The sequence below is a fragment of the Rhizobium vallis genome (genome assembly GCF_003985155.1).
In the GTDB taxonomy this organism is placed as follows: Bacteria; Pseudomonadota; Alphaproteobacteria; order Rhizobiales; family Rhizobiaceae; genus Rhizobium; species Rhizobium vallis.
This window is the reverse complement of the sequence record NZ_ML133686.1, coordinates 186688-207896: the sequence shown is the minus strand read 5'-3', so window position 1 is coordinate 207896 and position 21209 is coordinate 186688. Positions and strand designations below refer to the sequence as shown.

At 61.2% G+C, this 21209-nt stretch carries 28 protein-coding genes; 12 read left to right on the top strand and 16 right to left on the bottom strand.

Features of this window, described 5'->3' with window-relative positions:
* Positions 1–12 precede the first annotated feature (12 nt).
* On the top strand, positions 13–279 hold the full coding sequence (locus EFQ99_RS01085) for an usg protein (RefSeq protein WP_126918818.1): 267 nt from the start codon (positions 13–15) through the stop codon (positions 277–279).
* 22 nt (positions 280–301) lie between these two features.
* On the opposite strand, the gene EFQ99_RS01080 is transcribed toward EFQ99_RS01085, so the two are convergent.
* Positions 302–1027: a DUF2270 domain-containing protein gene (locus tag EFQ99_RS01080; RefSeq protein ID WP_126918817.1), complete on the bottom strand. Its 726-nt coding sequence runs from the start codon at positions 1025–1027 to the stop codon at positions 302–304.
* Between the two features lie 113 nt (positions 1028–1140).
* Here EFQ99_RS01080 and EFQ99_RS01075 point away from each other — a divergent pair, with 113 nt between their 5' ends.
* From EFQ99_RS01075 to EFQ99_RS01060, 4 genes are all read left to right on the top strand, one after another.
* The gene (locus tag EFQ99_RS01075) at positions 1141–1959 is read left to right on the top strand and encodes a class I SAM-dependent methyltransferase (protein ID WP_126918816.1); all 819 of its coding nucleotides are present in this window, start codon (positions 1141–1143) and stop codon (positions 1957–1959) included.
* A gap of 103 nt (positions 1960–2062) precedes the next feature.
* A complete protein-coding gene (locus EFQ99_RS01070) occupies positions 2063–2749 on the top strand; it encodes a glutathione S-transferase family protein (RefSeq protein ID WP_126918815.1) in 687 nt (228 codons plus the stop codon).
* On the top strand, positions 2746–3084 hold the full coding sequence (locus EFQ99_RS01065; protein ID WP_126918814.1) for an ArsR/SmtB family transcription factor: 339 nt from the start codon (positions 2746–2748) through the stop codon (positions 3082–3084). The genes EFQ99_RS01070 and EFQ99_RS01065 overlap by 4 nt, the downstream gene beginning before the upstream one ends.
* A complete protein-coding gene (locus tag EFQ99_RS01060; RefSeq protein ID WP_126918813.1) occupies positions 3081–3557 on the top strand; it encodes an SRPBCC family protein in 477 nt (158 codons plus the stop codon). Before EFQ99_RS01065 ends, EFQ99_RS01060 begins: the two co-directional genes overlap by 4 nt.
* A gap of 15 nt (positions 3558–3572) precedes the next feature.
* Here the strand turns inward: EFQ99_RS01060 and EFQ99_RS01055 are convergent, their stop codons facing one another.
* The 6 genes from EFQ99_RS01055 to ssuD form a co-directional block, all read right to left on the bottom strand.
* Positions 3573–4028 (bottom strand): DUF1801 domain-containing protein, encoded by a 456-nt coding sequence (locus EFQ99_RS01055; protein WP_126918812.1) that lies wholly within the window; start codon positions 4026–4028, stop codon positions 3573–3575.
* 35 nt (positions 4029–4063) lie between these two features.
* Complete coding sequence (locus EFQ99_RS01050; RefSeq protein ID WP_126918811.1) at positions 4064–4534, bottom strand: DUF1801 domain-containing protein; 471 nt, start codon at positions 4532–4534, stop codon at positions 4064–4066.
* A gap of 14 nt (positions 4535–4548) precedes the next feature.
* The gene (locus tag EFQ99_RS01045; RefSeq protein ID WP_245441433.1) at positions 4549–4764 is read right to left on the bottom strand and encodes a hypothetical protein; all 216 of its coding nucleotides are present in this window, start codon (positions 4762–4764) and stop codon (positions 4549–4551) included.
* Between the two features lie 56 nt (positions 4765–4820).
* Positions 4821–5231, bottom strand: coding sequence for an SRPBCC family protein (locus tag EFQ99_RS01040; RefSeq protein WP_126918809.1), 411 nt, complete (start codon positions 5229–5231; stop codon positions 4821–4823).
* Positions 5228–5551, bottom strand: coding sequence for an ArsR/SmtB family transcription factor (locus EFQ99_RS01035; protein WP_126918808.1), 324 nt, complete (start codon positions 5549–5551; stop codon positions 5228–5230). Before EFQ99_RS01035 ends, EFQ99_RS01040 begins: the two co-directional genes overlap by 4 nt.
* Positions 5552–6045: 494 nt before the next feature.
* The gene (gene ssuD / locus EFQ99_RS01030; RefSeq protein ID WP_126918807.1) at positions 6046–7221 is read right to left on the bottom strand and encodes an FMNH2-dependent alkanesulfonate monooxygenase; all 1176 of its coding nucleotides are present in this window, start codon (positions 7219–7221) and stop codon (positions 6046–6048) included.
* On the opposite strand from ssuD, the gene EFQ99_RS34875 reads away from it, so the two are divergent.
* A complete protein-coding gene (locus tag EFQ99_RS34875) occupies positions 7220–7369 on the top strand; it encodes a hypothetical protein (protein ID WP_164736323.1) in 150 nt (49 codons plus the stop codon). The genes ssuD and EFQ99_RS34875 overlap by 2 nt on opposite strands.
* A 210-nt stretch (positions 7370–7579) precedes the next feature.
* On the opposite strand, the gene EFQ99_RS01025 is transcribed toward EFQ99_RS34875, so the two are convergent.
* On the bottom strand, positions 7580–7972 hold the full coding sequence (locus tag EFQ99_RS01025) for a hypothetical protein (RefSeq protein WP_126918806.1): 393 nt from the start codon (positions 7970–7972) through the stop codon (positions 7580–7582).
* 161 nt (positions 7973–8133) lie between these two features.
* Here EFQ99_RS01025 and EFQ99_RS01020 point away from each other — a divergent pair, with 161 nt between their 5' ends.
* Both EFQ99_RS01020 and EFQ99_RS01015 read left to right on the top strand, forming a co-directional pair.
* Positions 8134–9003, top strand: coding sequence for an NAD(P)-dependent oxidoreductase (locus tag EFQ99_RS01020; RefSeq protein ID WP_126918805.1), 870 nt, complete (start codon positions 8134–8136; stop codon positions 9001–9003).
* Positions 9000–9683 carry a DNA alkylation repair protein gene (locus EFQ99_RS01015; protein WP_126918804.1) on the top strand — a complete coding sequence of 228 codons (684 nt, stop codon included), beginning with the start codon at positions 9000–9002 and terminating at the stop codon, positions 9681–9683. Before EFQ99_RS01020 ends, EFQ99_RS01015 begins: the two co-directional genes overlap by 4 nt.
* Before the next feature lie 38 nt (positions 9684–9721).
* On the opposite strand, the gene EFQ99_RS01010 is transcribed toward EFQ99_RS01015, so the two are convergent.
* The 5 genes from EFQ99_RS01010 to EFQ99_RS00985 form a co-directional block, all read right to left on the bottom strand.
* Positions 9722–10618, bottom strand: coding sequence for a LysR substrate-binding domain-containing protein (locus tag EFQ99_RS01010; protein WP_126918803.1), 897 nt, complete (start codon positions 10616–10618; stop codon positions 9722–9724).
* A 445-nt stretch (positions 10619–11063) separates the two neighbouring features.
* Positions 11064–12092, bottom strand: coding sequence for a porin (locus EFQ99_RS01005; RefSeq protein WP_126918802.1), 1029 nt, complete (start codon positions 12090–12092; stop codon positions 11064–11066).
* A gap of 726 nt (positions 12093–12818) precedes the next feature.
* Positions 12819–13307, bottom strand: coding sequence for an Lrp/AsnC family transcriptional regulator (locus tag EFQ99_RS00995; RefSeq protein ID WP_004678404.1), 489 nt, complete (start codon positions 13305–13307; stop codon positions 12819–12821).
* 69 nt (positions 13308–13376) lie between these two features.
* Positions 13377–14009, bottom strand: a complete 633-nt coding sequence (locus tag EFQ99_RS00990; RefSeq protein ID WP_126918801.1) for a uracil-DNA glycosylase family protein — start codon at positions 14007–14009, stop codon at positions 13377–13379.
* 4 nt (positions 14010–14013) lie between these two features.
* Positions 14014–14571: a thermonuclease family protein gene (locus EFQ99_RS00985; protein ID WP_126918800.1), complete on the bottom strand. Its 558-nt coding sequence runs from the start codon at positions 14569–14571 to the stop codon at positions 14014–14016.
* Positions 14572–14677: 106 nt separating this feature from the next.
* Between EFQ99_RS00985 and EFQ99_RS00980 the strand changes: the two genes are divergently transcribed.
* Positions 14678–16213, top strand: a complete 1536-nt coding sequence (locus EFQ99_RS00980) for a sensor histidine kinase (protein ID WP_126918799.1) — start codon at positions 14678–14680, stop codon at positions 16211–16213.
* 46 nt (positions 16214–16259) lie between these two features.
* On the opposite strand, the gene EFQ99_RS00975 is transcribed toward EFQ99_RS00980, so the two are convergent.
* Together EFQ99_RS00975 and cobT are read right to left on the bottom strand one after the other, a co-directional pair.
* Positions 16260–16649, bottom strand: coding sequence for a diacylglycerol kinase (locus EFQ99_RS00975; RefSeq protein WP_126918798.1), 390 nt, complete (start codon positions 16647–16649; stop codon positions 16260–16262).
* A 139-nt stretch (positions 16650–16788) separates the two neighbouring features.
* Positions 16789–17805 carry a nicotinate-nucleotide--dimethylbenzimidazole phosphoribosyltransferase gene (gene cobT, locus EFQ99_RS00970; RefSeq protein WP_126918797.1) on the bottom strand — a complete coding sequence of 339 codons (1017 nt, stop codon included), beginning with the start codon at positions 17803–17805 and terminating at the stop codon, positions 16789–16791.
* Between the two features lie 174 nt (positions 17806–17979).
* Here cobT and EFQ99_RS00965 point away from each other — a divergent pair, with 174 nt between their 5' ends.
* The 3 genes from EFQ99_RS00965 to EFQ99_RS00955 are packed head-to-tail and all read left to right on the top strand — an operon-like array spanning position 17980 to position 19688.
* Positions 17980–18762, top strand: coding sequence for an adenosylcobinamide-GDP ribazoletransferase (locus EFQ99_RS00965; RefSeq protein ID WP_126918796.1), 783 nt, complete (start codon positions 17980–17982; stop codon positions 18760–18762).
* 18 nt (positions 18763–18780) lie between these two features.
* On the top strand, positions 18781–18993 hold the full coding sequence (locus EFQ99_RS00960; RefSeq protein ID WP_126919563.1) for a DUF1289 domain-containing protein: 213 nt from the start codon (positions 18781–18783) through the stop codon (positions 18991–18993).
* Positions 18990–19688, top strand: a complete 699-nt coding sequence (locus EFQ99_RS00955; protein ID WP_126918795.1) for a TIGR02281 family clan AA aspartic protease — start codon at positions 18990–18992, stop codon at positions 19686–19688. Before EFQ99_RS00960 ends, EFQ99_RS00955 begins: the two co-directional genes overlap by 4 nt.
* Before the next feature lie 10 nt (positions 19689–19698).
* On the opposite strand, the gene EFQ99_RS00950 is transcribed toward EFQ99_RS00955, so the two are convergent.
* The gene (locus EFQ99_RS00950; protein WP_126918794.1) at positions 19699–20973 is read right to left on the bottom strand and encodes an MFS transporter; all 1275 of its coding nucleotides are present in this window, start codon (positions 20971–20973) and stop codon (positions 19699–19701) included.
* Positions 20974–21209 lie beyond the last annotated feature (236 nt).

The following is a 21209-nucleotide window of genomic DNA, read 5'->3' as shown; positions in this document are numbered from 1 at the left end:
AAGCTGAATACGATGCATAAGGACATGGAAAAGCAATTGCAGGGCTATGGTTTGACGACCGCCCAGATCCTCTACCACCTGCCTGACCACCCGGCGATCCTGCAGACCTACGTCTGGCAGGATTACGACCTCGCCCCGGATTTTCCCGAGATGCATGGTTTCCTGAAGTTCTGGCAGGAAAAGCTCGACGGGCCGCTGCATTCGGTGCGCTACGTCCACCGCAAGCTGATCTCGGCAACCGAGTGGCGCGCGCTGAAGGGCGAATTCATCCTGCACTGACGGCGGGCTGGCTTCGGCCGTATCAGACATGCGCCTCGCCATGTCCGAATTCGCCTTCGTCACGATCCGGTCGCAGGGCGAAACAAAGGATGCCGAGGTAGAAGGTGACGACGATTGCGATGACCGCAACGCCGGGAAGCGGCCCGAGCACGGCATTGTCGATGACATAGCTCCACGAGTGCGCCTGCAGCGTCTGCACGCCCTCCGTCTGCAGTTTCGGCGTCGAAATCTTCAGGCACCAGGCCAGAAACAGGATGAAATACATCCAGCCATAATTGCGCCTGAGACGCCGGTGCATTGCTTCCGAATAGCTGAGCAGGAAGCGTGGATGACGCAGGCTATTGGCGACCACCGCTGCCCATTCGCTGCCGGTCTTGGCGTCGGGCGCCAGGATCTGAGCAAAATAGCAGCGCTCGATCTGCCGGATGCGGGCGCGGTAGATATCGAAGAAGCGGTAGCGCCGCGCCTCGATCATCAGAAGCAGCGTCACCAGCATTATCCCGAACAAGAGCACGCCGTGATGCGAGGTCGGCGTCGACAGCGACACTGAAAGCAGCGCCGCAACCACGGTGATCGCCCAGTTGGACGTCCGGTCGATGCGGTCGCGCCAGCTCGTCATCCGCCCCAGTTCGCCGCGGTAATAGTGAATGAGCGTATTGGTGACCTCGCCCGGCGTGCTGGGCAGCAGCAAGACTCGCGCGCCCTCATCTTCCCTTGCCGAAGGCACCTTGTCCTGCTCCATATCCATAACTGTTCCTCCTTCGTCTTCTTTTCGGCCATTCTGCGCCAGTCGCCACGCCATTGCAAAACATCGAAAGCCGCCTTAGAGCCATGCCTGAAACAGAAGGACGATGGACGGCGATGGCAAAGAAGATCGACGAAGAAGCCCTTGGCGAAGCCTACAACCGCGCGCTGGCGCTGGAGAAATCAGGCGATGTCGACGCGGCGGTGGCAGCCTATGAGGAAGTCCTGGCGATCGATCCTGACGATCACGGCGGCGCCGCCGTGCGCATCGCCGCGATGGGCCGCGGCGAAACTCCGGCCAAGGCGCCCGACGCCTATGTCGAGACCCTGTTCGACCAGCATGCCGAGGTCTTCGAGGACGTACTCGTCGAGCAGCTCGGCTATCACGTGCCGATGCTGGTGCGCCAACATCTGCAGGCGTTGAAACTCGGGCCGTTCAAGCGCCTGCTCGATCTCGGCTGCGGCACCGGTCTCACCGGCGGCGCGCTACGCGACCTCTGCGCTGATATGACCGGCATCGACCTATCGGAGAAGATGGTCGAGATCGCCCATGAAAAGGACCTCTACGAGACGCTCTTCGTCGCGGAAGTCGAGGATTTCCTTGAAGACAACGACGAGGAAGCTTTCGACATCATCACCGCCACCGACGTGCTGCCCTATCTCGGCGCGCTTGAACCGCTGTTCTTCGGCGCAGCCGAGAATCTGACGCCCGGCGGCCTGTTCATCTTCTCCTCGGAAACCCTGCCTACGGAAAGCTTCGCCGGCCGCGCCTATATGGTCGGTCCGCACCAGCGTTTCGCCCATGCCGACGCCTATGTGAGGGAGCGCCTGACGGCGACCGGTTTCGAACTCGTCGAGATATCGGATATCAACGTGCGCATGGAAGAGGGCCAGCCGACGCCCGGCCATCTGGTGATCGCCCGCTATATCGGCTGACGGCGATAGTTACACATTTGGCGAAGTATTTATTGCGCGATGTCACTCGACCTGATACTTAGTCGATCGGTGAAGTTTATCGCAACGATAGAAAGGTCGCCTGATGTCGCTCGTGTTCTATGGGCATCCGCTTGCCTCCTTCTGCCACAAGGTGCTGATCGCGCTTTATGAAAACGCGACCCCCTTCGAAAATCGTATCGTCGATCTTTCCGACGAGACGTCGCGCGCCGATCTCTTCCGCTTCTGGCCAGTCGGCAAGATGCCGCTGCTGAGGGACGAGGCGCGCGACAGCACCATTCCCGAAACGTCGATCATCATCGAATATCTCGATCACTATTATCCCGGCCCTGTGCGCCTGCTGCCGCTGGAAATCGACCGGGCGCTGCAGGTCCGCCTCTGGGACCGCTTCTTCGATCATTATGTCCAGGTGCCGATGCAGACGCTCGTCAGCAACCGTCTGCGCCCTGAGGGCACGGCGGACGAAATCGAGATGACGGCCTCGAGAACGACGCTCGCAACCGCCTATGCCATGATCGAAAAACAGCTGGGCGAAAGCCCATGGATAACGGGCGAGGCCTTCACCATGGCTGATTGCGCCGCGGCCCCCGCCCTCTTCTATGCCGAAACGCTTGTTCCGTTTTGTCAGGATCAGCCGAAGCTTCGCGCCTATTATAGCAGGCTGTTGGCGCGCCCATCCTTCGCAAGGGCGCTGGAAGAGGCTCGTCCCTATTTTAAGTTCTATCCCTATCATGAAAAGCTCCCAGCCCGCTTCCGGGACGCAGCGGTATGATTGAAAGTCAGGCGGATCTCGATCGCATGTTTCACGCGCTTGCCGACCGCAGCCGCCGCGGCATGATCGACCGGCTCGGCCGCGGCCCGGCCTCCGTCACCGAGCTTGCCGCGCCGCTCGCGGTCGCCCTGCCGACGGTGATGAAACATCTGCAGGTGCTGGAGGAGAGCGGCCTCGTACTCTCGGAAAAGTCCGGCCGGGTGCGAACCTACCGCTTGCAGCAGGACGCGCTTGCTGCCGTCGAACGCTGGGTGGAGCAGCGAAAAACCCGCTGGACCACCGCCTTCGACAGGCTGGACCAACTTCTTGCCGATGAAATGGAAACCCAAGAATGACCACGCGATCCGCCGAACATACGACCTTCGTCATCGAGCGCCGCCTGAAGGCGCCGGTCGCCCGGGTTTTCCGCGCCTGGTCGACGCCGGAATCCAAGCGCCAATGGTTCGCCTGCCATGGCGACTGGGCGCCGCTGGAATATGCGCTCGATTTCCGCCCCGGCGGTGCGGAGAGAAACTATGTCGCCGACACTGATGGGCTTCTGCACGCCTATGACGCCCATTACATCGATATCGTGCCCGATACCCGCATCGTCTATGCCTATGAGATGAAACTCGGGCAAACCCGTATTTCCGCCTCGCTCGCCACCGTCACCTTCAAGGCCGCCCCCGGCGGCACCAGGATGTTCTTCACCGAGCAGGTGGTTTTCCTCGACGGCTATGCCGACAACGGCGCCCGCCTTCAAGGCACCCGGATCGGCCTGGATAATCTCGAACTCTTTCTCGAACGCGAGGCGAGCCCGATCCATTAGGCGATCTGGATCACCTCAAGTCCTGCCTGATTTCTTCCGAGAGCCAGCGCTCCGCGGGGACGTGTTCAGCGCGGCGGCAGCGCGAATGAGCGCCTTCAGCGCCTCTTCGTCGATCTTGTCGCCCTCATGGAAATCAATGGCCCGCCGGGTGTTGCCTTCGAGGCTGGAGTTGAAAAGGCCTGCGGGATCCTCAAGCGATGCACCCTTGGCAAAGGTCAGCTTTACCGCGCTCTTGTAGGTTTCGCCGGTGCAGATGATGCCGGCGCGCTCCCACACCGGAACCCCTCGCCACTTCCATTCCTCGACGACATCGGGTTCGGCCTGCTTGATGAGCGCTCGGACACGCGCGAGCATGTCGCCGCGCCAATCGCTAAGTTCTTCGATCCTCGCATCGATCAGCCGAGAAGGTGAGGCTTCCCAGTTTTCTTCGCCGGTTTCGTTCTTCTTCATGGTTGCCGTCGCTTTCTTCATCGTCATCTCTCTCCCGCCACTCGGCCTCGACACTCTCACATGGGTTCGCCGGGCAACCGGCTCGCCTGTTCCACCCAGGAGGCGATCTGCGCCTCGTCGAACGGGTCGTCCTCGCGGATGTCGAGATAGCGCACCTCTTTCTGTTTGGACGCGCCCGGCGGCAGAGGATCGAGCGCCGCGCCCTTGAAGAAAGCCACCTTGACGTAGTTCGTGAAGCAATGGATGCCGAGGAACCAGCCCTGCCCCTCAATACCATAGAAAGGCGAGTTCCATTTGACCGCCTTGGAGACGCCGGGCACGGTGCGGGTGATCAGCGCGTCGAGGCGGCGTCCGATATCGCTTTTCCAGCCCGGCATGGCGGCGATATAGGCCTGCACCGGCGCGTCACCATAGCCCTTGGGGATCTGCGGATTGCCGCCTGAAAGAAGGTTTGGCTTCGTGGCGACCGGCTTGGAGGCTGCCTTCCCGGTGACCCTCTCCGCCGCTTTCGACGTTCTGCCCGCCATAGCGTTTCCTCCTGTCAGCCGGCGCATTCCGCGTCGCGCCGCTTCGTTACATAGGGCAGCACAAACAAACAGGGACCGGTAATGAGAAGCAGGCAAAGCGGCAACAGCGCCAGGAATCCCACCCAGATGGCCGATTTCTCCTGCACCACGGCGATGATATTGACTACAACGGCCACGGTAAAGGCTACGGACAGCCAACCGTGGACCTGCCGAAACCAGTGTTCCCCAATGGGACCTCCTCCTCATTGTCAGCCCAGATGGTGGGCTGCCTCCCCCGCGGGCGCCCTCACTCCGTCCGCGACAGCACCTGTTCCAGCTTGTCGAAGAACTGCGGCCAGCCGCTCCTGGCGCCGCCATAAGCCTGCCGCTGATCCGCCAGGAAGCCCGCCTGCTCCATGCGCAGATGCGTGCCCTTGCCCGTCGGGGTGAGCGTCCACGTAACGATGGTTTCGAGACCATAGGCGTCCCAGCTGTAAGCAAGCGTCTTGTTCGGCTCGACCTCCAGAACCCGGCAATCGACCGAGCCCCAATCGGCGTTGAAATTGAAGCTGTGATCGACGACCGGTTTGAAGTCGCTCTGCATCAGCCACTCCTGGATCAGGTGCGGCTGGGTAAGCGCCCGCCAGATCTTCTCCGCGGGAAAAGGCATCTCCCGTTCGATGATGACGGAACGTGTTTCGGTCGACATATCGCTCATTGATCCATCCTTTTCAGTAAATTTTCGAGAGCATCGAAACGGCTTTGCCAGAAGCCCGCCATCTCACTTGTCCAATCGACGAGCGGCGCAAGCGCACCGAGCTGCGCGCTGTAATGCGTCTGACGCCCTTCATGGCGGTCACGCACCAGCCCGGCCTGTTTCAGGATCCCGAGATGCTTCGAAACGACAGGCTGCGAAACCCCGGCTCGCTCCGTTAGCGCCCCGACCGTCTTCTCCCCTTCCCGGCACAGCCGTTCGAAGAGAGCCCGCCGCGTGGGATCGGCGAGCGTTCTGAAAAGCATGTCTTGAGCGGTCGACATCCGATATCCATACCTCGTCAGCTATGGATAAACCTATAGCTATGGAGCGATATGTTGGTCAAGCCAAAACTGGATAAAGCCGGGAATTATGCAACGACGACCACAACACCAGATGACAGCGCAGCCAAAACCACACAGAAATCAATAGCTCGACAGCGATGAGTTTAAGCATTCTTTGCCGATCACTTACCGTCGCCGCGATGCGTTCATATTAGGCAGCGCTGGTGCTAGTAGCCGCCTAAGCCGACAATCACTCCCTCAAAAGCCGGCACCAAATGGCATGCCGCCAGAGCAGTTTCCGGGCCTATTAACGCGAAATGATAGCCGGCTTATCTCCGGCGAAGCTAAAATCGAATATTGTGGAATAGGGCGAAGGTACTCCCCGCCCGGGAGCATCCTCAGCGAAATGGCTCACCAGCTGGTCACACGACACCAGAACGCCGAAAGCCGTACCCGGCTTCCGGCGATATCAGGCACTGCGTCTTTGTTCGAACTCAGGAGCCGGAGACGACTTTCAGATTGCCGCCATGGCTGCCTCCCGCGAAGATCTGCTTGCGGCCGAACTCGTTGTTGAAGGCCAGGCGCTGCTGCTCGCGGGTGATGCCGAGCTCGGGGAAGAGCAGCTCGGCGACACGATAGGCTTCTTCGAGATGCGGATAGCCGGAGCCGATCACCGTATCGATGCCGATCTCCTGATATTCGCGAAGACGCGCGGCCACCGTCTTCGGCGAGCCCACAAGCGCGGTGCCCGCGCCGGCGCGCACCAGACCGACGCCGGCCCAGAGGTTCGGTGAGACCTCAAGCTTGTCGCGGCGACCACCGTGAAGGGCGGCCATGCGCTTCTGGCCGACCGAGTCGGATTCGTGGACGAAGCGCTCCTGCGCCTCGCGAATCGTGTCATCGTCGAGATGGCGGATCAGGCGCTCGGCCGCTTCCCACGCCTCCTCGTCGGTTTCACGCACGATGAAGTGCAGGCGGATACCGAAGCTCACCTCGCGGCCACGCTCGGCAGCGGCCTTACGCACCTTGGCAACCTTCTCGGCCACCTGCGCCGGCGGTTCGCCCCAGGTCAGATATTTGTCGACGCGACCGACCGAGAAATCGATGCCGGCATCCGAGGAACCGCCGAAATAGAGCGGCGGGCGCGGGTTCTGCACCGAGGGAAAGCCGAGGCGCGCATTGGTCACCTTGATATATTTGCCGTCGAAGCTCGCCGTCCCCTTGTCCAGCAGTTCCTCGAACACAGTGAAGAACTCCTCGGCATGGGCATAACGCTCGTCATGCTCGAGATGGATGCCGTCGCCGGCAAGCTCCGCCGGGCTGCCGCCGACGACGATGTTGAGCAGCAGACGACCGTTGGAAATCCGGTCGAGCGTCGTCGCGAGACGCGCATAATAGGCGGGCGATGCCGTACCCGGGCGGATCGCCACCAGGAACTGCAGCTTCTCGGTCTTGGCCGCGAGCGCGGCGGCCGTCACGAAGGATTCCTCGCAGGCAACCCCTGTCGGCAGCAGCACACCGGAATAGCCGAGCCGGTCGACGGCCTGGGCGATCTGCGTGAGATAGCCGATCTCAGGCGCGCGGTTGAGATCGGCCGAACCGAGATAGGTGCCGTCGCCCGATGTCGGGATGAACCAGAGGAAATTAATGGGATCGGAGGTGGCGGTCATGGAAACGGTCCTTTGCTGCGAAACTCAAAAATCAACTCGCGCGGCTGAAACTGAACATCCGCCGCGCGCTGCCGCCGTCCGCATGCTTGGGAGGATCGCGGTGACGGCGGCAGGAAAGCCGGAGTTCTGTCTGCGCATGAGCATCTGAAATATCCTGTCGATCGATGGCGGTTGGCCGATACCTTCCGAAGCCGATCCGATCGCAGGAATACTGACATAGACTACCGATTATATCGACAATATCAATTTGCCATTGCAACCCGCTTCGAGGAATAATTTTCCCCAATCGGCGCCATGAAGGCTCGCTTTATGTCGCCTCGCGCAATCGGACGGGGATCGCCGTTTACGCGCGGTTTTCTCATTGCTCCGAATCTGTCCCGTTATCCCCCGGGCGTTCGGCCGCCAGTTGCTCGCGGATGAAGGTGGGACCGCCGGCAAGACGTTTTGCAAGCAGGCTTGCGGGGTCGACCATGCGCCAATAGGGCGTGACGGTCGAGAGCGGCTCCCCCTTCTCCAGGGCGCTGAAGGACAGCTCAGCGATCGCACGCAAGTGCTGCTGCACGGTCACGGGGCAACAGGCGTCCGCTCCATGCTGGGCAGCAAGACGGCGGCGAAGAACGCCGGCTTCCGTGAAGACGCCCTCGGGCGCCGATCGAATCTGCTCTGCGACCATCTGCTGCGAGGGAATAAGCATCGCCTGCATGCCGCTGCGGCCTTTGCGCCGCTGCTTGATCGTCGGAACCTCGCTCATGTCACCTCCCCCATTGTGCCTTCTCGCCAATCTAGGGCTCGCCCAAGCGCCGGCCAGCCCGATATGCCTCAATCGCAAGGAAGTCCGCCTTCACGGCTCTTTTCTGCTCCCGCCGTTTCGGTTAATCCTCGGGCCTCTCACTCAGCATAAGGATAGGACATATGGCAAAAGTCGCGTTCATCGGTCTCGGCGTCATGGGCTTTCCCATGGCGGGCCATCTGAAGACGAAGGGCGGCCACGATGTTACCGTCTACAACAGAACGCCCGAGAAGGCCGCCGCCTGGGCGGAGAAATTTTCCGGCAAATCCGCCCCCACCCCGGCTGAGGCAGCGGCTGGTGCCGATTTCGTCTTCGTCTGCGTTGGCAATGATGAAGATCTCCGCTCGGTGACATCGGGTGAAAACGGCGCCCTGCACGCCATGAAGCCGGGTTCGGTCCTGATCGACAACACCACCGCGAGCGCCGAGGTGGCCCGTGAGCTTTATGCGGCGGCCAAGGAAAAAGGTGTCGATTTTATCGACGCTCCCGTCTCCGGCGGCCAAGCCGGTGCCGAAAACGGCATCCTCACAGTCATGTGTGGCGGCGACGAAGCCGTCTTCGAACGCGCCCGGCCGGTGATCGATGCCTATGCCCGCATGGTCGGCCTGATGGGGCCTGCCGGTTCCGGCCAACTCACCAAGATGGTCAACCAGATCTGCATCGCCGGTCTCGTCCAGGGACTTGCCGAAGCCTTGCATTTCGGCAAGAGCGCCGGCCTCGATATCGAAAAGGTCGTCGAGGTGATCTCCAAGGGTGCGGCCGGCTCCTGGCAGATGGAAAACCGCCACAAGACCATGAATGCAGGCAAATACGATTTCGGCTTTGCCGTCGATTGGATGCGAAAGGACCTCGGTATCGTGCTCACCGAGGCCCGCCGCAATGGCGCCAAGCTGCCGGTCACCGCCCTTGTCGACCAGTTCTACGGCGACGTCCAGGCGATGGGCGGCAATCGCTGGGACACGTCCTCGCTGCTCGCGCGGCTCGAAAAATGATCGGCCCCTCCTCCGACGCAGCCGAACTGATCGCGTATCTGCAAACGCTGCGCTCGGAGGAGAATGTCGCCGCCATGGCGCGTTACGGTATCGTCACCGACCGCGCTCTCGGCATCTTCAATCCTGATGTCAGGACGGTGGCCAGGCGGGCGAAGAAAGATCATTTCAGGGCGAAAGAACTCTGGCGAAGCGATATCCGCGAAGCCCGCCTGCTCGCCCTCTATACCGCTGAGCCGAAGCGGTTGACGATGGAAGAAGCCCGCCATTGGGCCAATGATTTCAACTCCTGGGAGATCGTCGATTGCGCCGCCGATCTCTTCGTCGAGGCGGGGCTGGATGAACTCATCCGGGAGTTCGCCGCCGACGAGCGCGAATTCGTGCGCCGCACAGCTTTCGCCATGATCGCGGGCGCCGCGGTTCACAGGAAAGAAGATCCTGACGCCGCCCTCCTCGCCTGGCTGCCGCTGATCGAAGCTCACTCCGGCGATTCCCGCAACTTCGTGCGAAAGGCGGTCAACTGGGCGCTGCGCAACGTCGGCAAGCGCAGCAGAACCTGCCATGCGCCGGCGCTGGCACTCGCAAAGAGCATGGCGGAAAGCCCCGACAAAACCGCCCGCTGGATCGGCAAGGATGCCGTCAGGGAACTCGCCGGCGAAAACCTGCTGGCGCGGCTGAAATAGCAAAAGCAGGAAACCGGGCGAGACTCCCGCCCCGGTCGTCAATGATGCCGGGATTTTTCGACCAGGAAATCGATCAGAACCCGCACGGCCGGCGGCATACCCTTGGCCGTCGTGAAGACGATGTAGAACTGGCTTTCCTCCGACTGCCATTCCGGCAGCACCCTCACCAGCTTGCCGGCCTGGAGATCGGCCTCGCAGGCGCTTTCGAGCAGAAGTCCGAAACCGAGGCCGGCGCGAGCCGCATCGAGGATGGCGGTCATACTGCGGCAGGTGAGCCGCGGCTGATGCCGGATCACCTGTTTGGCGCCATTCGGACCGATCAATTCCCAGGTGTGAAACGACACCCATGAGGTCATCGCCAGTGTAGGCAGATCGACAAGATCCTCGGCACAGCCCACGCCCCCGACACGCTCGACGAGAGAAGGGCTGGCGACAAGGATACGCCTGATACGGTCGAGCTTGCGCATCGTCAGGCTGGTCTGCGTCTCCGGCTCGTTGGCCGCCCTCACCTCGAGGTCGATGCGTTCATTGATCAGGTCGGCGCGCCGGTCGGAGCCGATGATCTGCAGCTTGATCTTCGGATAACGCTCCAGGAATTCGGGCAGGATGCCTCCGACGGAGATATCGACGAGGCCGAGCGGGCAGCCCATCCGCACCACACCCTGCGGGTCGGATTGGGCTTGGGTGACGATCGATTTGGCGCGATCGGCCTCCTGAAGGATGGTCTGGCACCGCTCGTAGAAAGCCTGGCCAATCTCAGTCACCCGGAAGTGGCGCGTCGAGCGCTCTATGAGCCTTGCGCCAAGCCCTTCCTCGAGCCGGCTGACCCGCCTGCTCAGTTTCGAACGCGGTATTTTGAGATCGCGACTCGCGGAAGCAAAACCGCCGCTGGAGACGACAGCGGCGAAATAATAGTAGTCGTTGAGATCGTCCATGAAAACAAGCTATCCGAGAGTAGAAATGAATGCCAGTCCCCTGCTCGGGTTGTATCCTCATCTCCAAAAAAGCTGTGATCACATTGTCGGCATTGCGTTTTCTTTTCGCGACGTATTGCCGCAAAGCCAACCGACGGCGAATTAGACGTGGACCGATAGCGCGTCCGTGTGTGAATTCCTTCGACCCGTGCGGTTCGCTTGAAAATGGAAAGTGGCGTGCCTTGGGAGCCAAGTGATGCCGACGTGCGATACGCAACGTGCCGGCTCGGCTCAGTTGGAAAGGTCACCCGGAAAGATGGCCTTGAGAAACCATACGCCCAAAACGCCGCAAGGACGGTCCGGCAGGGAAGACCGGACGCGTCCCCGTAGCTGATCGGAGGTCACTCAGATCAGAAACTGATTTGAAGTGCCCCCGGCCCGAAGACCGGGAGCATCATTAAGTGGATTAGAACGAACGCTGCAGACGGAAGTAGCCCGTCGTGGAGTCGTCACCATCATCCGGATCGAAGTACTGAACCGAAGCCTTGGCGTAGAAGTTGTCGACGATCTGGTAATCAACCGTCAGACCGACCTTCCAAGCATCGCCAAGACCGTCGAAGTCATCCGGAACGCCGGCCTTGACCGGGGTGCCGTAGTAGTTGCCATAGTACTGAACAGCCGGGGTGATCTTCAGCTTGTCAGTTGCCTTGATGGCGTATTCGGCAGCAACAGCCCATTCAGCCTGCGAGTAGTAGGAGTTCGGGCCAGTGGAGTATACGCCAGCGAGGCCGAGCGTACCGGGACCGATGTCAACCGTACCCATTGCACGGATAGCACCGTCGTCATTGTCTACGTCGTAGCCGGCAGTGATCTGGTAGCTGAACGCGCCAGCCTTGCCGCCGAGACCGACGGCAACGCCGACGTTGTTCGGGCCTTCGCCGACCTTGTAAACGCCGTCTTCCAGTTCGTCGACGCTGATGCCAGCGTAGAAGTCACCGCTTTCGTACTGGTAACGGAGCGAGTTGTGCAGCGTTACAACAGAACCGATGTCGTCGGTTTCGCCAGAGAGACCATCGTCCCACCAGCTGTAGAAGAGACCGGCGCGGAAGCCCGCGACGTCGAGGTAAGCGGAGTCGAGAACGGCGTCCTGGTCGGTGGCATTGTCAGCATTGAACTGCATGACGATGACGCCGGTCAGCGGACCGTATTCGGTGTCGCTCTTGGCCGTGAACTGAACCTGACCGCGGGTAACTGCATCCCAGTCAGAATCGCCGCCGACGTCTTCGCCAACGTTAACCTGGAAACGGATGTAGCCTTCGATCTTGAGGCAGGTTTCGGTGCCCGGGATGTAGAAGTAGCCGGTGCCGTAAGCGTCGCAGACGCGAACATATTCAACCGGTTCCGGCTCAGCAGCAACAATAGCGTCAGCTGCAAGAACCGGCGTCGATGCAGCAAATGCTGCTGCTGATGCTAGCAAAACCATTCTGATGTTCATTTACCAATCCATTCCTTTGTCGATCGGGGCTGATTTCCCATCGGGTAGTCGATTTGAAGCCGGCCCAGTTTGAACAGCCATCTCGGCGTGCGGATCGATCGAACCGCCAAACCGTCATCACATACAAGGCGCTATCAAGCAATTCTCGATACACCCAGACGGGCTTCCCAAGGCAACTTTAGCCGGAAACGTGATTTTTATACAACAATATCAGAGATTTAGGGCAGAAAACGCGCCAAACGGCTCCGCGACGGAAATCCTCCATCGCAAGCCGCAACCGTTACACCCCATTCGTCAAATTCTTCACCGTTCGATCCCCGTCGAACATATTGGTGAAGCGCATAAACTCTACCGCCGGCTAATGAACACATTCAAGGTGGCGGTTTAGAACATGGTGTTCTGATTTCGATACCAATGAGACAAAATGATGACATGAGGCTCACTGGTTCTATGCAACATACGCCCGCAATCCTTATCAGGCTATATATTTTTCCAGGATTTTGCCGCGATTTGAGCGTTTTTTCGCTATTTTTGGGGCTTTTCTGGCCCGCGGCTGCATATTTCAGCCTCAGTGTGGCCGGTTGCGCCATTCCCACTTGTCATGGGAATGGCGCAGGCGAAGCCGTTTTTCGTCCGATCGTGCCTTCACGTGGGCAAGCAGACTGCACGTCGAGACTCAGTCAATCACACGACGCCATTGTGCGGTCAGACGCCGCACATATAGACTCAATCCTCGTTGGACTTGGCGTTCTCAAGGATCATGTAGTCGAGCGGCAACTGAGTCGAGTACTTGATCTGCTCCATCGCAAAGGCGGAGGAGACGTCGCGAATCTCGATCTTGGCGATCATCCGCTTGTAGAAAGCATCATAGGCAGCGATGTCAGGCACGACGACTCGCAGGAGATAGTCGACATCGCCGCTCATCCGGTAGAATTCGACCACTTCGGGAAACTCGGCGACCACCTCGGAAAAGCGCCGCAGCCATTCGATCGAATGGGTCGCCGTGCGAATCGACACGAAAACCGTGACTTTGGTGTTGACCTTCTCCGGATCAAGGATGGCGACTCGACGCTTGATGACGCCGTCTTCTTCCATCTTCTGAATCCGCCGCCAGCACGGCGTCGTCGAAAGACCGACTTTCTTGGCGAGATCAGCAACCGCGAGAGTCGAATCCTCTTGCAGCAAACGCAGTATTTTTCGGTCGAGGCGGTCCATGCGCACAACAGTCCTTTCGAATTATTTTCTTTGTATAACTCGATTCCGCGCGACGAAAAGAATTTTGTTTCAGGAAAGCAGCATTTTTGTCCGTTCTCGCAAGACCGGGAGCAATTCTTCCTCAAACCACGGATTGCGCTTCAGCCAGCCGCTGTTGCGCCAGCTCGGATGCGGCAAAGGCAGCACCGCCGGCGACCGGTCGGAAAGAAGGCTGTCGCGCCATGACCGCACCGTCTCCGTCATATTGTCCTGCCTGTCGACTGCCATATGCCAAGCCTGCGCATATTGGCCGATGACCAGCACCAGCTCGATCTGCGGCATGGCCGACATTACCCTTTGCCGCCAGAACGGCGCGCATTCGCGGCGTGGCGGCAGATCCGCACCCTTGTCGTCGTAACCTGGAAAGCAGAAGCCCATCGGTACGATGGCGAATCGGTCGCGGTCGTAGAAGCTAGCCCTGTCGACGCCGAGCCATGACCGCAACCGGTCGCCGGAGGCGTCGTCGAACGGCAGGCCGCTCTCATGTACCCGAAGTCCCGGCGCCTGCCCGGCGATCAAAATGCGGGCGCGTGACGAAATCACGGCCACCGGTCGCGGCTCGTGCGGCAGCCGATTCTCCGGGCCTCTTGCCGGTGCGTCACGACAGATGCGGCATAAGGCGATCTCCCGCCGCAGCGCTTCCAGCATGGCTTCGTCGATCATGCCTCTACTCCCATCCGGCGATCTGCCCGAGGAAACGCAGGGCGCTGTCGAAACCGGAACCCGCGCGCGCATGATCGCGCACATCGCGCGGCCGCTCGAAAGTCCCGGCCCAAAGGCCTGCCCTAGCAGCCCTCGCCTCGGCCTCTTCCTTGCCATATCCGCCATAGGAAATGGCCATCCCCAGGCGCACCATGGCGGCATTGATGTCCGCGCCTGTCCCGTTCCGGCAGACGACGAGCAATCTGTCATAACGATCGCGCCGGCCGCCCTGACATCTTGTTCCCGATGCCAGTACCATATCCTGCAGCGCCTCGCGCGCCACCCGCCCGCAGGCCCAGGCCTTCCCTTCCCGCTCGCAGCTCTGGTGGAGCTCCGGCGCGTCGATCCCTTCGAGGCGCAAACGTTCGGCTCCCGATGTCAGGCTGTCTCCATCGGCCGCGTGGAAGGCGCCGGCATGCTCGATTTTATCGGTATCATTGAGCTTGGCGGCGATCAGCGCGGCGAGCGCCAGCACGGCAAAGGCGGTCGCGCCGTCGCGAATCAGGCGCAGGCCCCGTGTCACGCTTTTGCCTCCTTAAAAAACAAATCCTTGGCAAAGATGGCAAACATCTTCTTAAGAATTGTCAGTTAGGCTCTTATCCACCCTGGGATGAAGTTTCAACGTGCACATGAGTACCGGCGTAAGCACATCGACCGACAAGATTATCGTCGACAAGTCGCGCAGCCACCGCAACAAGGCCGTTTCCAAGGCTGTGCGGCAAACGCGCGAACGTCTTCAGTCTGGCCATGCGTCCAATTCCTCCTTCGACCGCGACGTCCTTAAAATGTATGTGACGTCGGTGCTGCAGGGCGCGACGATCATGCCGCTCTTCGTCGTCATCATCACCGCGCTCGGCGTTTATTTCACCCAGAACACGCAACTGCTCTTCTGGGCACTGCTGACGCTCACCTGCCACGCCGGCAATATCCTGCTTGCGCGGCGCGCCCGCCGGCAGGAAATCACCGCCGAAAGCGCCCGCAGATGGCGCCGCCTGCTGCTCGCCGGCCAGTTCCTCCTTGGCTGCTGCTGGGCGATCTTTGCGCTGCAGGGCTGCGATACCTGCGAGCCGTCGAGCTTCATTCTTTATAAGGGCGCGACGCTGCTGATCGCGCTTTCCGTCACGGCGATGTCGAACTTCATGCTGACACCGTCCGTGCTTGTCGCCTTCGCGCCGGCGGTTCTGGCGCTCGGCGCCAAGAGCGGCCTGTCGCGCGACCTTCTCGAAATCAGCCTGACGGCGGTCTTCACCACCACCGTCGTCTTCTTCAGCTATATCAGCGACCGGCTCTTCAAGTCGAACCTCATGATCCTATCCTACCAGTCGGAAAAGGACGACCTGATCGCCGAGTTGGAAGTGGCAAAATCCATGTCGGACGAGGCCCGCCGCCGCGCCGAAGAGGCAAACCTCGCCAAATCCCGCTTCCTCGCCTCCATGTCGCACGAGCTCAGGACCCCGCTCAACGCCATCCTCGGTTTCTCCGAAGTCATGTCGGCCGAAGTGTTGGGCCCGCTCGCCAATCCGACCTATAAGGAATATGCCGGCGACATTCACCGCTCCGGCCAGCATCTGCTTGATCTCATCAATGAGATCCTCGATCTCTCGCGCATCGAAGCCGGCAAATACGAGCTGAGCGAGGAGGCGATCTCGCTTCTCGATATCACCGAGGATTGCATCGGCATGGTCCAGCTGCGCGCCCGCGCCAAGAACATTGCCATATCGGATCAGTTCGAGCGGCAGTTGCCGGCCATCTGGGCTGACGAGAAATCGATGCGCCAGGTGGTGCTCAATCTCCTCTCCAACGCCGTCAAGTTCACGCCGCAGGGCGGGGAGATCCATGTCAAGGTCGGCTGGACCGCCGGCGGCGGGCAATATATCTCCATCAAGGACAACGGCCCCGGCATTCCGGAAGACGAGATTCCCGTGGTGCTGTCGGCCTTCGGTCAAGGCTCGATCGCCATCAAGAGCGCCGAACAGGGCACCGGCCTCGGCCTGCCGATCGTCCAGGCGATCCTTGCCAAGCATGACGGGCAATTTCTGCTGAAATCGAAGCTGCGCGAGGGCACCGAGGTCATCGCCATCCTGCCAGCCAGGCGCGTGCTTCAGAGCCTGCCGGCCGTGGAGGAAGCCCATGCGGTCGCCCGCAAGCGCAGAAGCTTTGCCTGATTCAGCTACAGCATGATGCCGAAGTGTGAGCGGTCTTCGGACAACATCATGCGGTTCCAAAGAACAGATGCTTGCCGAGGACGAAGCCGAGATAAAGGCAGCAGGCGGCAATCATGCAGGTCACCGCGAAGGAGCCGAGATCCTTGGCATGTTTGCCGACGATCGAAATCTCCGGCGAAATCCGGTCGATCACCTCTTCGACGGCGGTATTCATCGCCTCGATCGAAAACAGCCCGAGAAACAGGATCACTGCGATGACGATCTCGCCGGCACTCGCGCCTACCAGCGCCAGCGCCGCGATCGAAACGATGAAGAAGCCGAGTTCCTGGCGGAAAGCCGCCTCTTTCAGCACACGCAGGAAGCCAGCCCAGGAATAGCTGGCAGCAGCGAAGAAATGCCGAAGTCCGGTCTCTTTCGTCACCGCAGGCTTCGTCAAGGCGCCCTCTCCTCTTAAATGAGCGAATACGCAAATACAAAATCAGTCCGAGCCGCGCAAGCCGCGGTCGCCGCGGTCGGCGTAAGCCGATCCGCCCGCGCCCCCGGTCACCGTCAGGCGATCCGGACCCCAGCCGCTCTCAATGTTTGTTGGCCACACCCGCCTGGGCAAACGTCGCCATGCCGGAATGGCAGGCGGCAGCGGCCTTGACGATGCCCGCGGCCAGTGCTGCCCCGGTGCCTTCGCCGAGCCGCATGCCGAGCGCCAGAAGCGGCGTCTTGCCGAGCATCTCGATCGCGCGCAGATGTCCGGGTTCCGCAGACACGTGGCCGATCAGGCAGTGGTCGAGCGCTGACGGATTGGCGGCTTTCAGGATCGCCGCCGCCGCGGTTGCGACATAACCATCGATCAGCACCGGAATGCGTTCCATGCGCGCGGCGAGAATGGCGCCCGCCATTGCGGCGATCTCGCGACCGCCGAGCCGGCGCATGATCTCGAGGGGATCGTCGAGATGGTCGCTGTGCAGCTCCACGGCTTTTTCCACCGCCGCGATCTTGCGCTCCAGCATTTCGCCTTCCGAGCCGGTGCCGGGGCCAACCCAGTCGCGCGCCGACCCGCCATAGAGCGCATAGTTGATCGCCGCGGCGATGGTCGTGTTGCCGATCCCCATCTCGCCGATGCAGAGCAGGTCGGTGCCGCCGGCGATCGCCTCCATGCCAAAGGCCATGGTCGCGGCGCAATCGCGCTCGGAAAGCGCTGCCTCTTCGGTGATATCGCCCGTGGGATAGTCGAGCGCCAGATCGAAAACTTTCAGGCCGAGATCATAGGCGACGCAGATCTGGTTGATCGCCGCCCCGCCGGCTGCGAAATTCTCGACCATCTGCTGCGTGACTTCAGGCGGAAAGGGCGTGATGCCCTGTCTGGTGACGCCGTGATTGCCGGCAAAGATCGCCACAAGCGGCCGGTTGACGGCAGGTGTGCGGCCCGTCCAGGCGGCGAGCCAGAAGGCGATTTCCTCCAGCCGTCCGAGCGCGCCCGGCGGCTTGGTCAGTTGCGCGTCGCGTTCGCGCGCGGCGACAAGCGCTCGGGCATCCGGCCCCGGCAGATCGCGGAGCAGGGTACGGAAATCGTCGAACGGCAGGCCTGAAACGCTCATCTGTGCGGTTTTCCTATGAATTCGGCTATTCTTGTTTTCACGCAAACCACTTGTTTGCGTCGAGCAAATCAGCTTCTTTGCGGTGGAAACTCTCTTAAAGCGGGCGGACGAGGCGAACAACTCCAAAAGCGCCGCCGCGACCATAAGCCGTGGCCTCCGGCGGAACGAAGCAGAATGAAGATCAAGGACCATGCGGTCGATACCGCCCGCGCCGTCGCTTTCTTGAGCCGTATTCCCATGCCGCAATCGCTGTTCAAAGGCTATGACGGCAGGCTTGGCCGGCTGGTGCGCGCCTTTCCCTTCGCCGGCATCGTCATCGGCGTCATCCCCGGCCTCACCCTCCTCCTTCTTTTGGGCCTGCGCGCCGATCCTCTCATGGCGGTGCTGATTGTGCTTTCCGTCCAGGTCGTCGTCACCGGCGCGCTGCACGAGGATGGTCTGGCCGATACCGCCGACGGCATCGGCGGCGGCAAGAGCCGCGAGCAAAGCCTCCTCATCATGAAGGACAGCCGCATCGGCACCTATGGCGCGATCGCGCTGATCCTCTCTTTCGCGATCCGCGCCGCCGCGCTTTCCGCCCTCGCCCGCCACTCCTCGCCGCTTGCCGCGGCCCTCACCGTCCCGGCCGTCGCAGCCCTCAGCCGCGGCGCCATCGCCTGGCACTGGCAGCGGCTGCCGGCGGCAAAGGCCGATGGCGTGGCCGCCTCCACCGGCCAGCCGGACGAGGCGGCGATGCAAATCGCGCTCGCCTCGGCTGGTCTCATCGCAGCGCTTCTGATCTGGCCTGCCCTCGGCCTGCGCCCGCTCGTTGCAAGCCTGCTCGCCACCGGCATCGCCGCGCTTGCCTTCACCGCCTTCATCCGCCGCAAGCTTGCCGGCCACACCGGCGACACGCTCGGCGCGACGCAACAGATTTGCGAGATCGCTGCTCTCTGCGCCCTTGCCACAGCTCTTTGAAACTCCGATATGTCTTCCATGCAAACACCGTGCATTCACGTCTGCTCCATGGATCCTGCCTCCGGATTTTGTGTCGGATGCGGCCGGACTCTCCAGGAAATCGGCGGCTGGATGGGCTTTTCCGACGCCGAACGGTGCAGGATCATGGCGCTGCTGCCTGCGAGGGTTTCGGGTGTCGTGTCCAATCACGCGAAGACAAATTTTGCCGGCGGGCCGGAGCTGCCTTTATGATACGCCTTGCCGTCCTCCTCGTCGTGATCGTCGTCGGCCTTGCTACGCTCATCATCAACAATGACAGCGGCCGCATTCTCGGCCTGCAGAGCGACGAATTCGGCCGCTTCATCTATCTGCTGCCGATCGCGCTGATGCTGTCGGCCGGCATTTGGGGAAGCCGCAACATCGGTGAGACGATGCGCCAATTGATGATCTGGTTCGTCATCATCCTGGCGCTCGTCACCGTCTATCTCTATCGCCAGGATGCGCTCGCCGTCGGCAACCGGCTGCTCGCCGGCCTCGTTCCTGGCCGCGCCGCGGTCGTCACGACAAGTGATGGTGGCCAGGAAATCATCCTGCACAAGCTGCTGAATGGGCATTTCGAGGCCGATGTCAGCGTCAACGGCCAGACGATCGAGATGCTCGTCGACACCGGCTCCAGCATGGTGGCGCTCTCGCAGCAAGACGCCAAGCGGATCGGCATCGACCTCTCCGGACTCACTTATTCCATGACCGTGATGACCGCCAACGGACGCGGCCGCGCAGCTCCCGTCACGCTCGACCAAGTGGCGATCGGTCCGATCGTCCGCAACAATGTCGCAGCCAGCGTCGCCGAAGACGGTCGGCTCGATCAGAGCCTGCTCGGCATGAGTTTCCTGGAAACCCTGGGCTCCCTTCAAATGCAGACCGACGAACTCCGCCTGCGCGACTGATGCCCCTGCATCAGCCGCTTTCGGCGGGCTCTCCAAGAGGAAGCCGGCCCGCAAGCCGCCGGTCGGCAAGAGCTGCGAAAATCGCTGCCGACAAGGCAAGCGATGCCGATGTCAGCAACATCAGGAAGAGCGTAGAAACCGCGCCTTCCTCCCGGAGAAACAGCCCGGCGATCGAAGCGATCAACGCTCCGCCGGCGATCGACATCGCGGCGGCAAGGCCTGCGGCGGTGCCTGCGAGATTGGCGCGAACGGACATGACGCCGAGATTGGCGGCGGGAAAGGTCAATCCATTGCCGATGCCGATGAACATGCACGGCCCGAAGAACGCCAGGACATGCGTGACGCCTGAAATCGAAAGCGCCAATCCCGGGAGCAGACCCGTGCACGTCGACACACGCGCAATGACCAGCGTCGTGCCGAGCGACCTGCCGGTGAAACGAGCAGCCAGATAGCTGCCCAGAATGAACCCCGCCGGAACCAGTCCCATGAGGAGCCGCAGTTTCGCGCTCGATCCGCCGAGCGATCCGCCGACGGCCAACGACGCGCCTCCGAGGAAGATGTAAAGCGTGCCCGTGGAGCAGGCCATGCAGAGGGTATAAGCCCAGAATCGCGCCGAACCCAGCAGCTGCCCGTAGGAGGCGAAGTAGTTGCCCCGCGGTTTCGACATATGCCCAGACGTTTCCTTCAACTCGCGCATGGATATAGCGAGGATGGCCGCGCCGAACAGCGCAAGGGCAACGAAGATTGCCCGCCATCCGAACATTTCGTTGAGAACGCCGCCGAAGGTGGGGCCGAGCATCGGGGCGATCGCCCAACCCATTGCTGCATAACCGATCCTGTTGGCGGCCTGGCGTTCGCCCGCCGTCTCCTTGATGACGACAAGAGCGACGCAGAAGCAGGCCGCGATGGCGGCTTGCATCACCCGAAACATGAGGAAAATGCCAATATTCGGAGCAAGGGCGCAGCCGACGGACGCGACGATGAAAATCGAGACGGCGACGAGTGCGACCGGTCGGCGCCCATACCGATCGGACATCGCGCCCGCGACAATCTCAGTCAGGGCATTGACGATCGCGTAGCCCGCAATCGAGAGATTGACGAGCGCGAAATCGGCCTGGAATGCGGCTGCGATGTTTGGCAGCGCGGGCAGATATATGTTGACCGGCAGTACCGAGAGTGCGGTCAGCAGAAGGAGGATCGAGCGTCGGGGAACCGCCGCCGAAGGCGTGGCCGCTGTCCCGGTCGTATGGTTGGTGGAAGTCTGAGCGGAATTGTCGCGTGTCATGGTCTTGCCCGTCTTGTCAGCGAGATTTCGTGGGGAATCCGACGGGGCGCAGCCCAAATTCAGGGCACAAAAAAAGCCCCGTCAGGAGCTTGATTTACCGCGCATGGGGCTGATCGCCGGATGGTTACACCATCCTGCCCATGCGCCCTCTCACCACGACAACAACCATTGCGATCTTCATGACCACTACAGCTAGCAGAAATCTCCATCTCGTCAACGTGCAGTTTCAGTGCGCG

Excerpts from the sequence above, each read along its gene's own strand:
- EFQ99_RS01085 (WP_126918818.1), top strand. The coding sequence starts at position 13 with ATGCATAAGGACATGGAAAAGCAATTGCAGGGCTATGGTTTGACGACC.
- EFQ99_RS01080 (WP_126918817.1), bottom strand. The coding sequence starts at position 1,027 with ATGGATATGGAGCAGGACAAGGTGCCTTCGGCAAGGGAAGATGAGGGC.
- EFQ99_RS01075 (WP_126918816.1), top strand. The coding sequence starts at position 1,141 with ATGGCAAAGAAGATCGACGAAGAAGCCCTTGGCGAAGCCTACAACCGC.
- EFQ99_RS01070 (WP_126918815.1), top strand. The coding sequence starts at position 2,063 with ATGTCGCTCGTGTTCTATGGGCATCCGCTTGCCTCCTTCTGCCACAAG.
- EFQ99_RS01065 (WP_126918814.1), top strand. The coding sequence starts at position 2,746 with ATGATTGAAAGTCAGGCGGATCTCGATCGCATGTTTCACGCGCTTGCC.
- EFQ99_RS01060 (WP_126918813.1), top strand. The coding sequence starts at position 3,081 with ATGACCACGCGATCCGCCGAACATACGACCTTCGTCATCGAGCGCCGC.
- EFQ99_RS01055 (WP_126918812.1), bottom strand. The coding sequence starts at position 4,028 with ATGAAGAAAGCGACGGCAACCATGAAGAAGAACGAAACCGGCGAAGAA.
- EFQ99_RS01050 (WP_126918811.1), bottom strand. The coding sequence starts at position 4,534 with ATGGCGGGCAGAACGTCGAAAGCGGCGGAGAGGGTCACCGGGAAGGCA.
- EFQ99_RS01040 (WP_126918809.1), bottom strand. The coding sequence starts at position 5,231 with ATGAGCGATATGTCGACCGAAACACGTTCCGTCATCATCGAACGGGAG.
- EFQ99_RS01035 (WP_126918808.1), bottom strand. The coding sequence starts at position 5,551 with ATGTCGACCGCTCAAGACATGCTTTTCAGAACGCTCGCCGATCCCACG.
- EFQ99_RS34875 (WP_164736323.1), top strand. The coding sequence starts at position 7,220 with ATGGAAACGGTCCTTTGCTGCGAAACTCAAAAATCAACTCGCGCGGCT.
- ssuD (WP_126918807.1), bottom strand. The coding sequence starts at position 7,221 with ATGACCGCCACCTCCGATCCCATTAATTTCCTCTGGTTCATCCCGACA.
- EFQ99_RS01025 (WP_126918806.1), bottom strand. The coding sequence starts at position 7,972 with ATGAGCGAGGTTCCGACGATCAAGCAGCGGCGCAAAGGCCGCAGCGGC.
- EFQ99_RS01020 (WP_126918805.1), top strand. The coding sequence starts at position 8,134 with ATGGCAAAAGTCGCGTTCATCGGTCTCGGCGTCATGGGCTTTCCCATG.
- EFQ99_RS01015 (WP_126918804.1), top strand. The coding sequence starts at position 9,000 with ATGATCGGCCCCTCCTCCGACGCAGCCGAACTGATCGCGTATCTGCAA.
- EFQ99_RS01010 (WP_126918803.1), bottom strand. The coding sequence starts at position 10,618 with ATGGACGATCTCAACGACTACTATTATTTCGCCGCTGTCGTCTCCAGC.
- EFQ99_RS01005 (WP_126918802.1), bottom strand. The coding sequence starts at position 12,092 with ATGAACATCAGAATGGTTTTGCTAGCATCAGCAGCAGCATTTGCTGCA.
- EFQ99_RS00995 (WP_004678404.1), bottom strand. The coding sequence starts at position 13,307 with ATGGACCGCCTCGACCGAAAAATACTGCGTTTGCTGCAAGAGGATTCG.
- EFQ99_RS00990 (WP_126918801.1), bottom strand. The coding sequence starts at position 14,009 with ATGATCGACGAAGCCATGCTGGAAGCGCTGCGGCGGGAGATCGCCTTA.
- EFQ99_RS00980 (WP_126918799.1), top strand. The coding sequence starts at position 14,678 with ATGAGTACCGGCGTAAGCACATCGACCGACAAGATTATCGTCGACAAG.
- cobT (WP_126918797.1), bottom strand. The coding sequence starts at position 17,805 with ATGAGCGTTTCAGGCCTGCCGTTCGACGATTTCCGTACCCTGCTCCGC.
- EFQ99_RS00965 (WP_126918796.1), top strand. The coding sequence starts at position 17,980 with ATGAAGATCAAGGACCATGCGGTCGATACCGCCCGCGCCGTCGCTTTC.
- EFQ99_RS00960 (WP_126919563.1), top strand. The coding sequence starts at position 18,781 with ATGCAAACACCGTGCATTCACGTCTGCTCCATGGATCCTGCCTCCGGA.
- EFQ99_RS00955 (WP_126918795.1), top strand. The coding sequence starts at position 18,990 with ATGATACGCCTTGCCGTCCTCCTCGTCGTGATCGTCGTCGGCCTTGCT.
- EFQ99_RS00950 (WP_126918794.1), bottom strand. The coding sequence starts at position 20,973 with ATGACACGCGACAATTCCGCTCAGACTTCCACCAACCATACGACCGGG.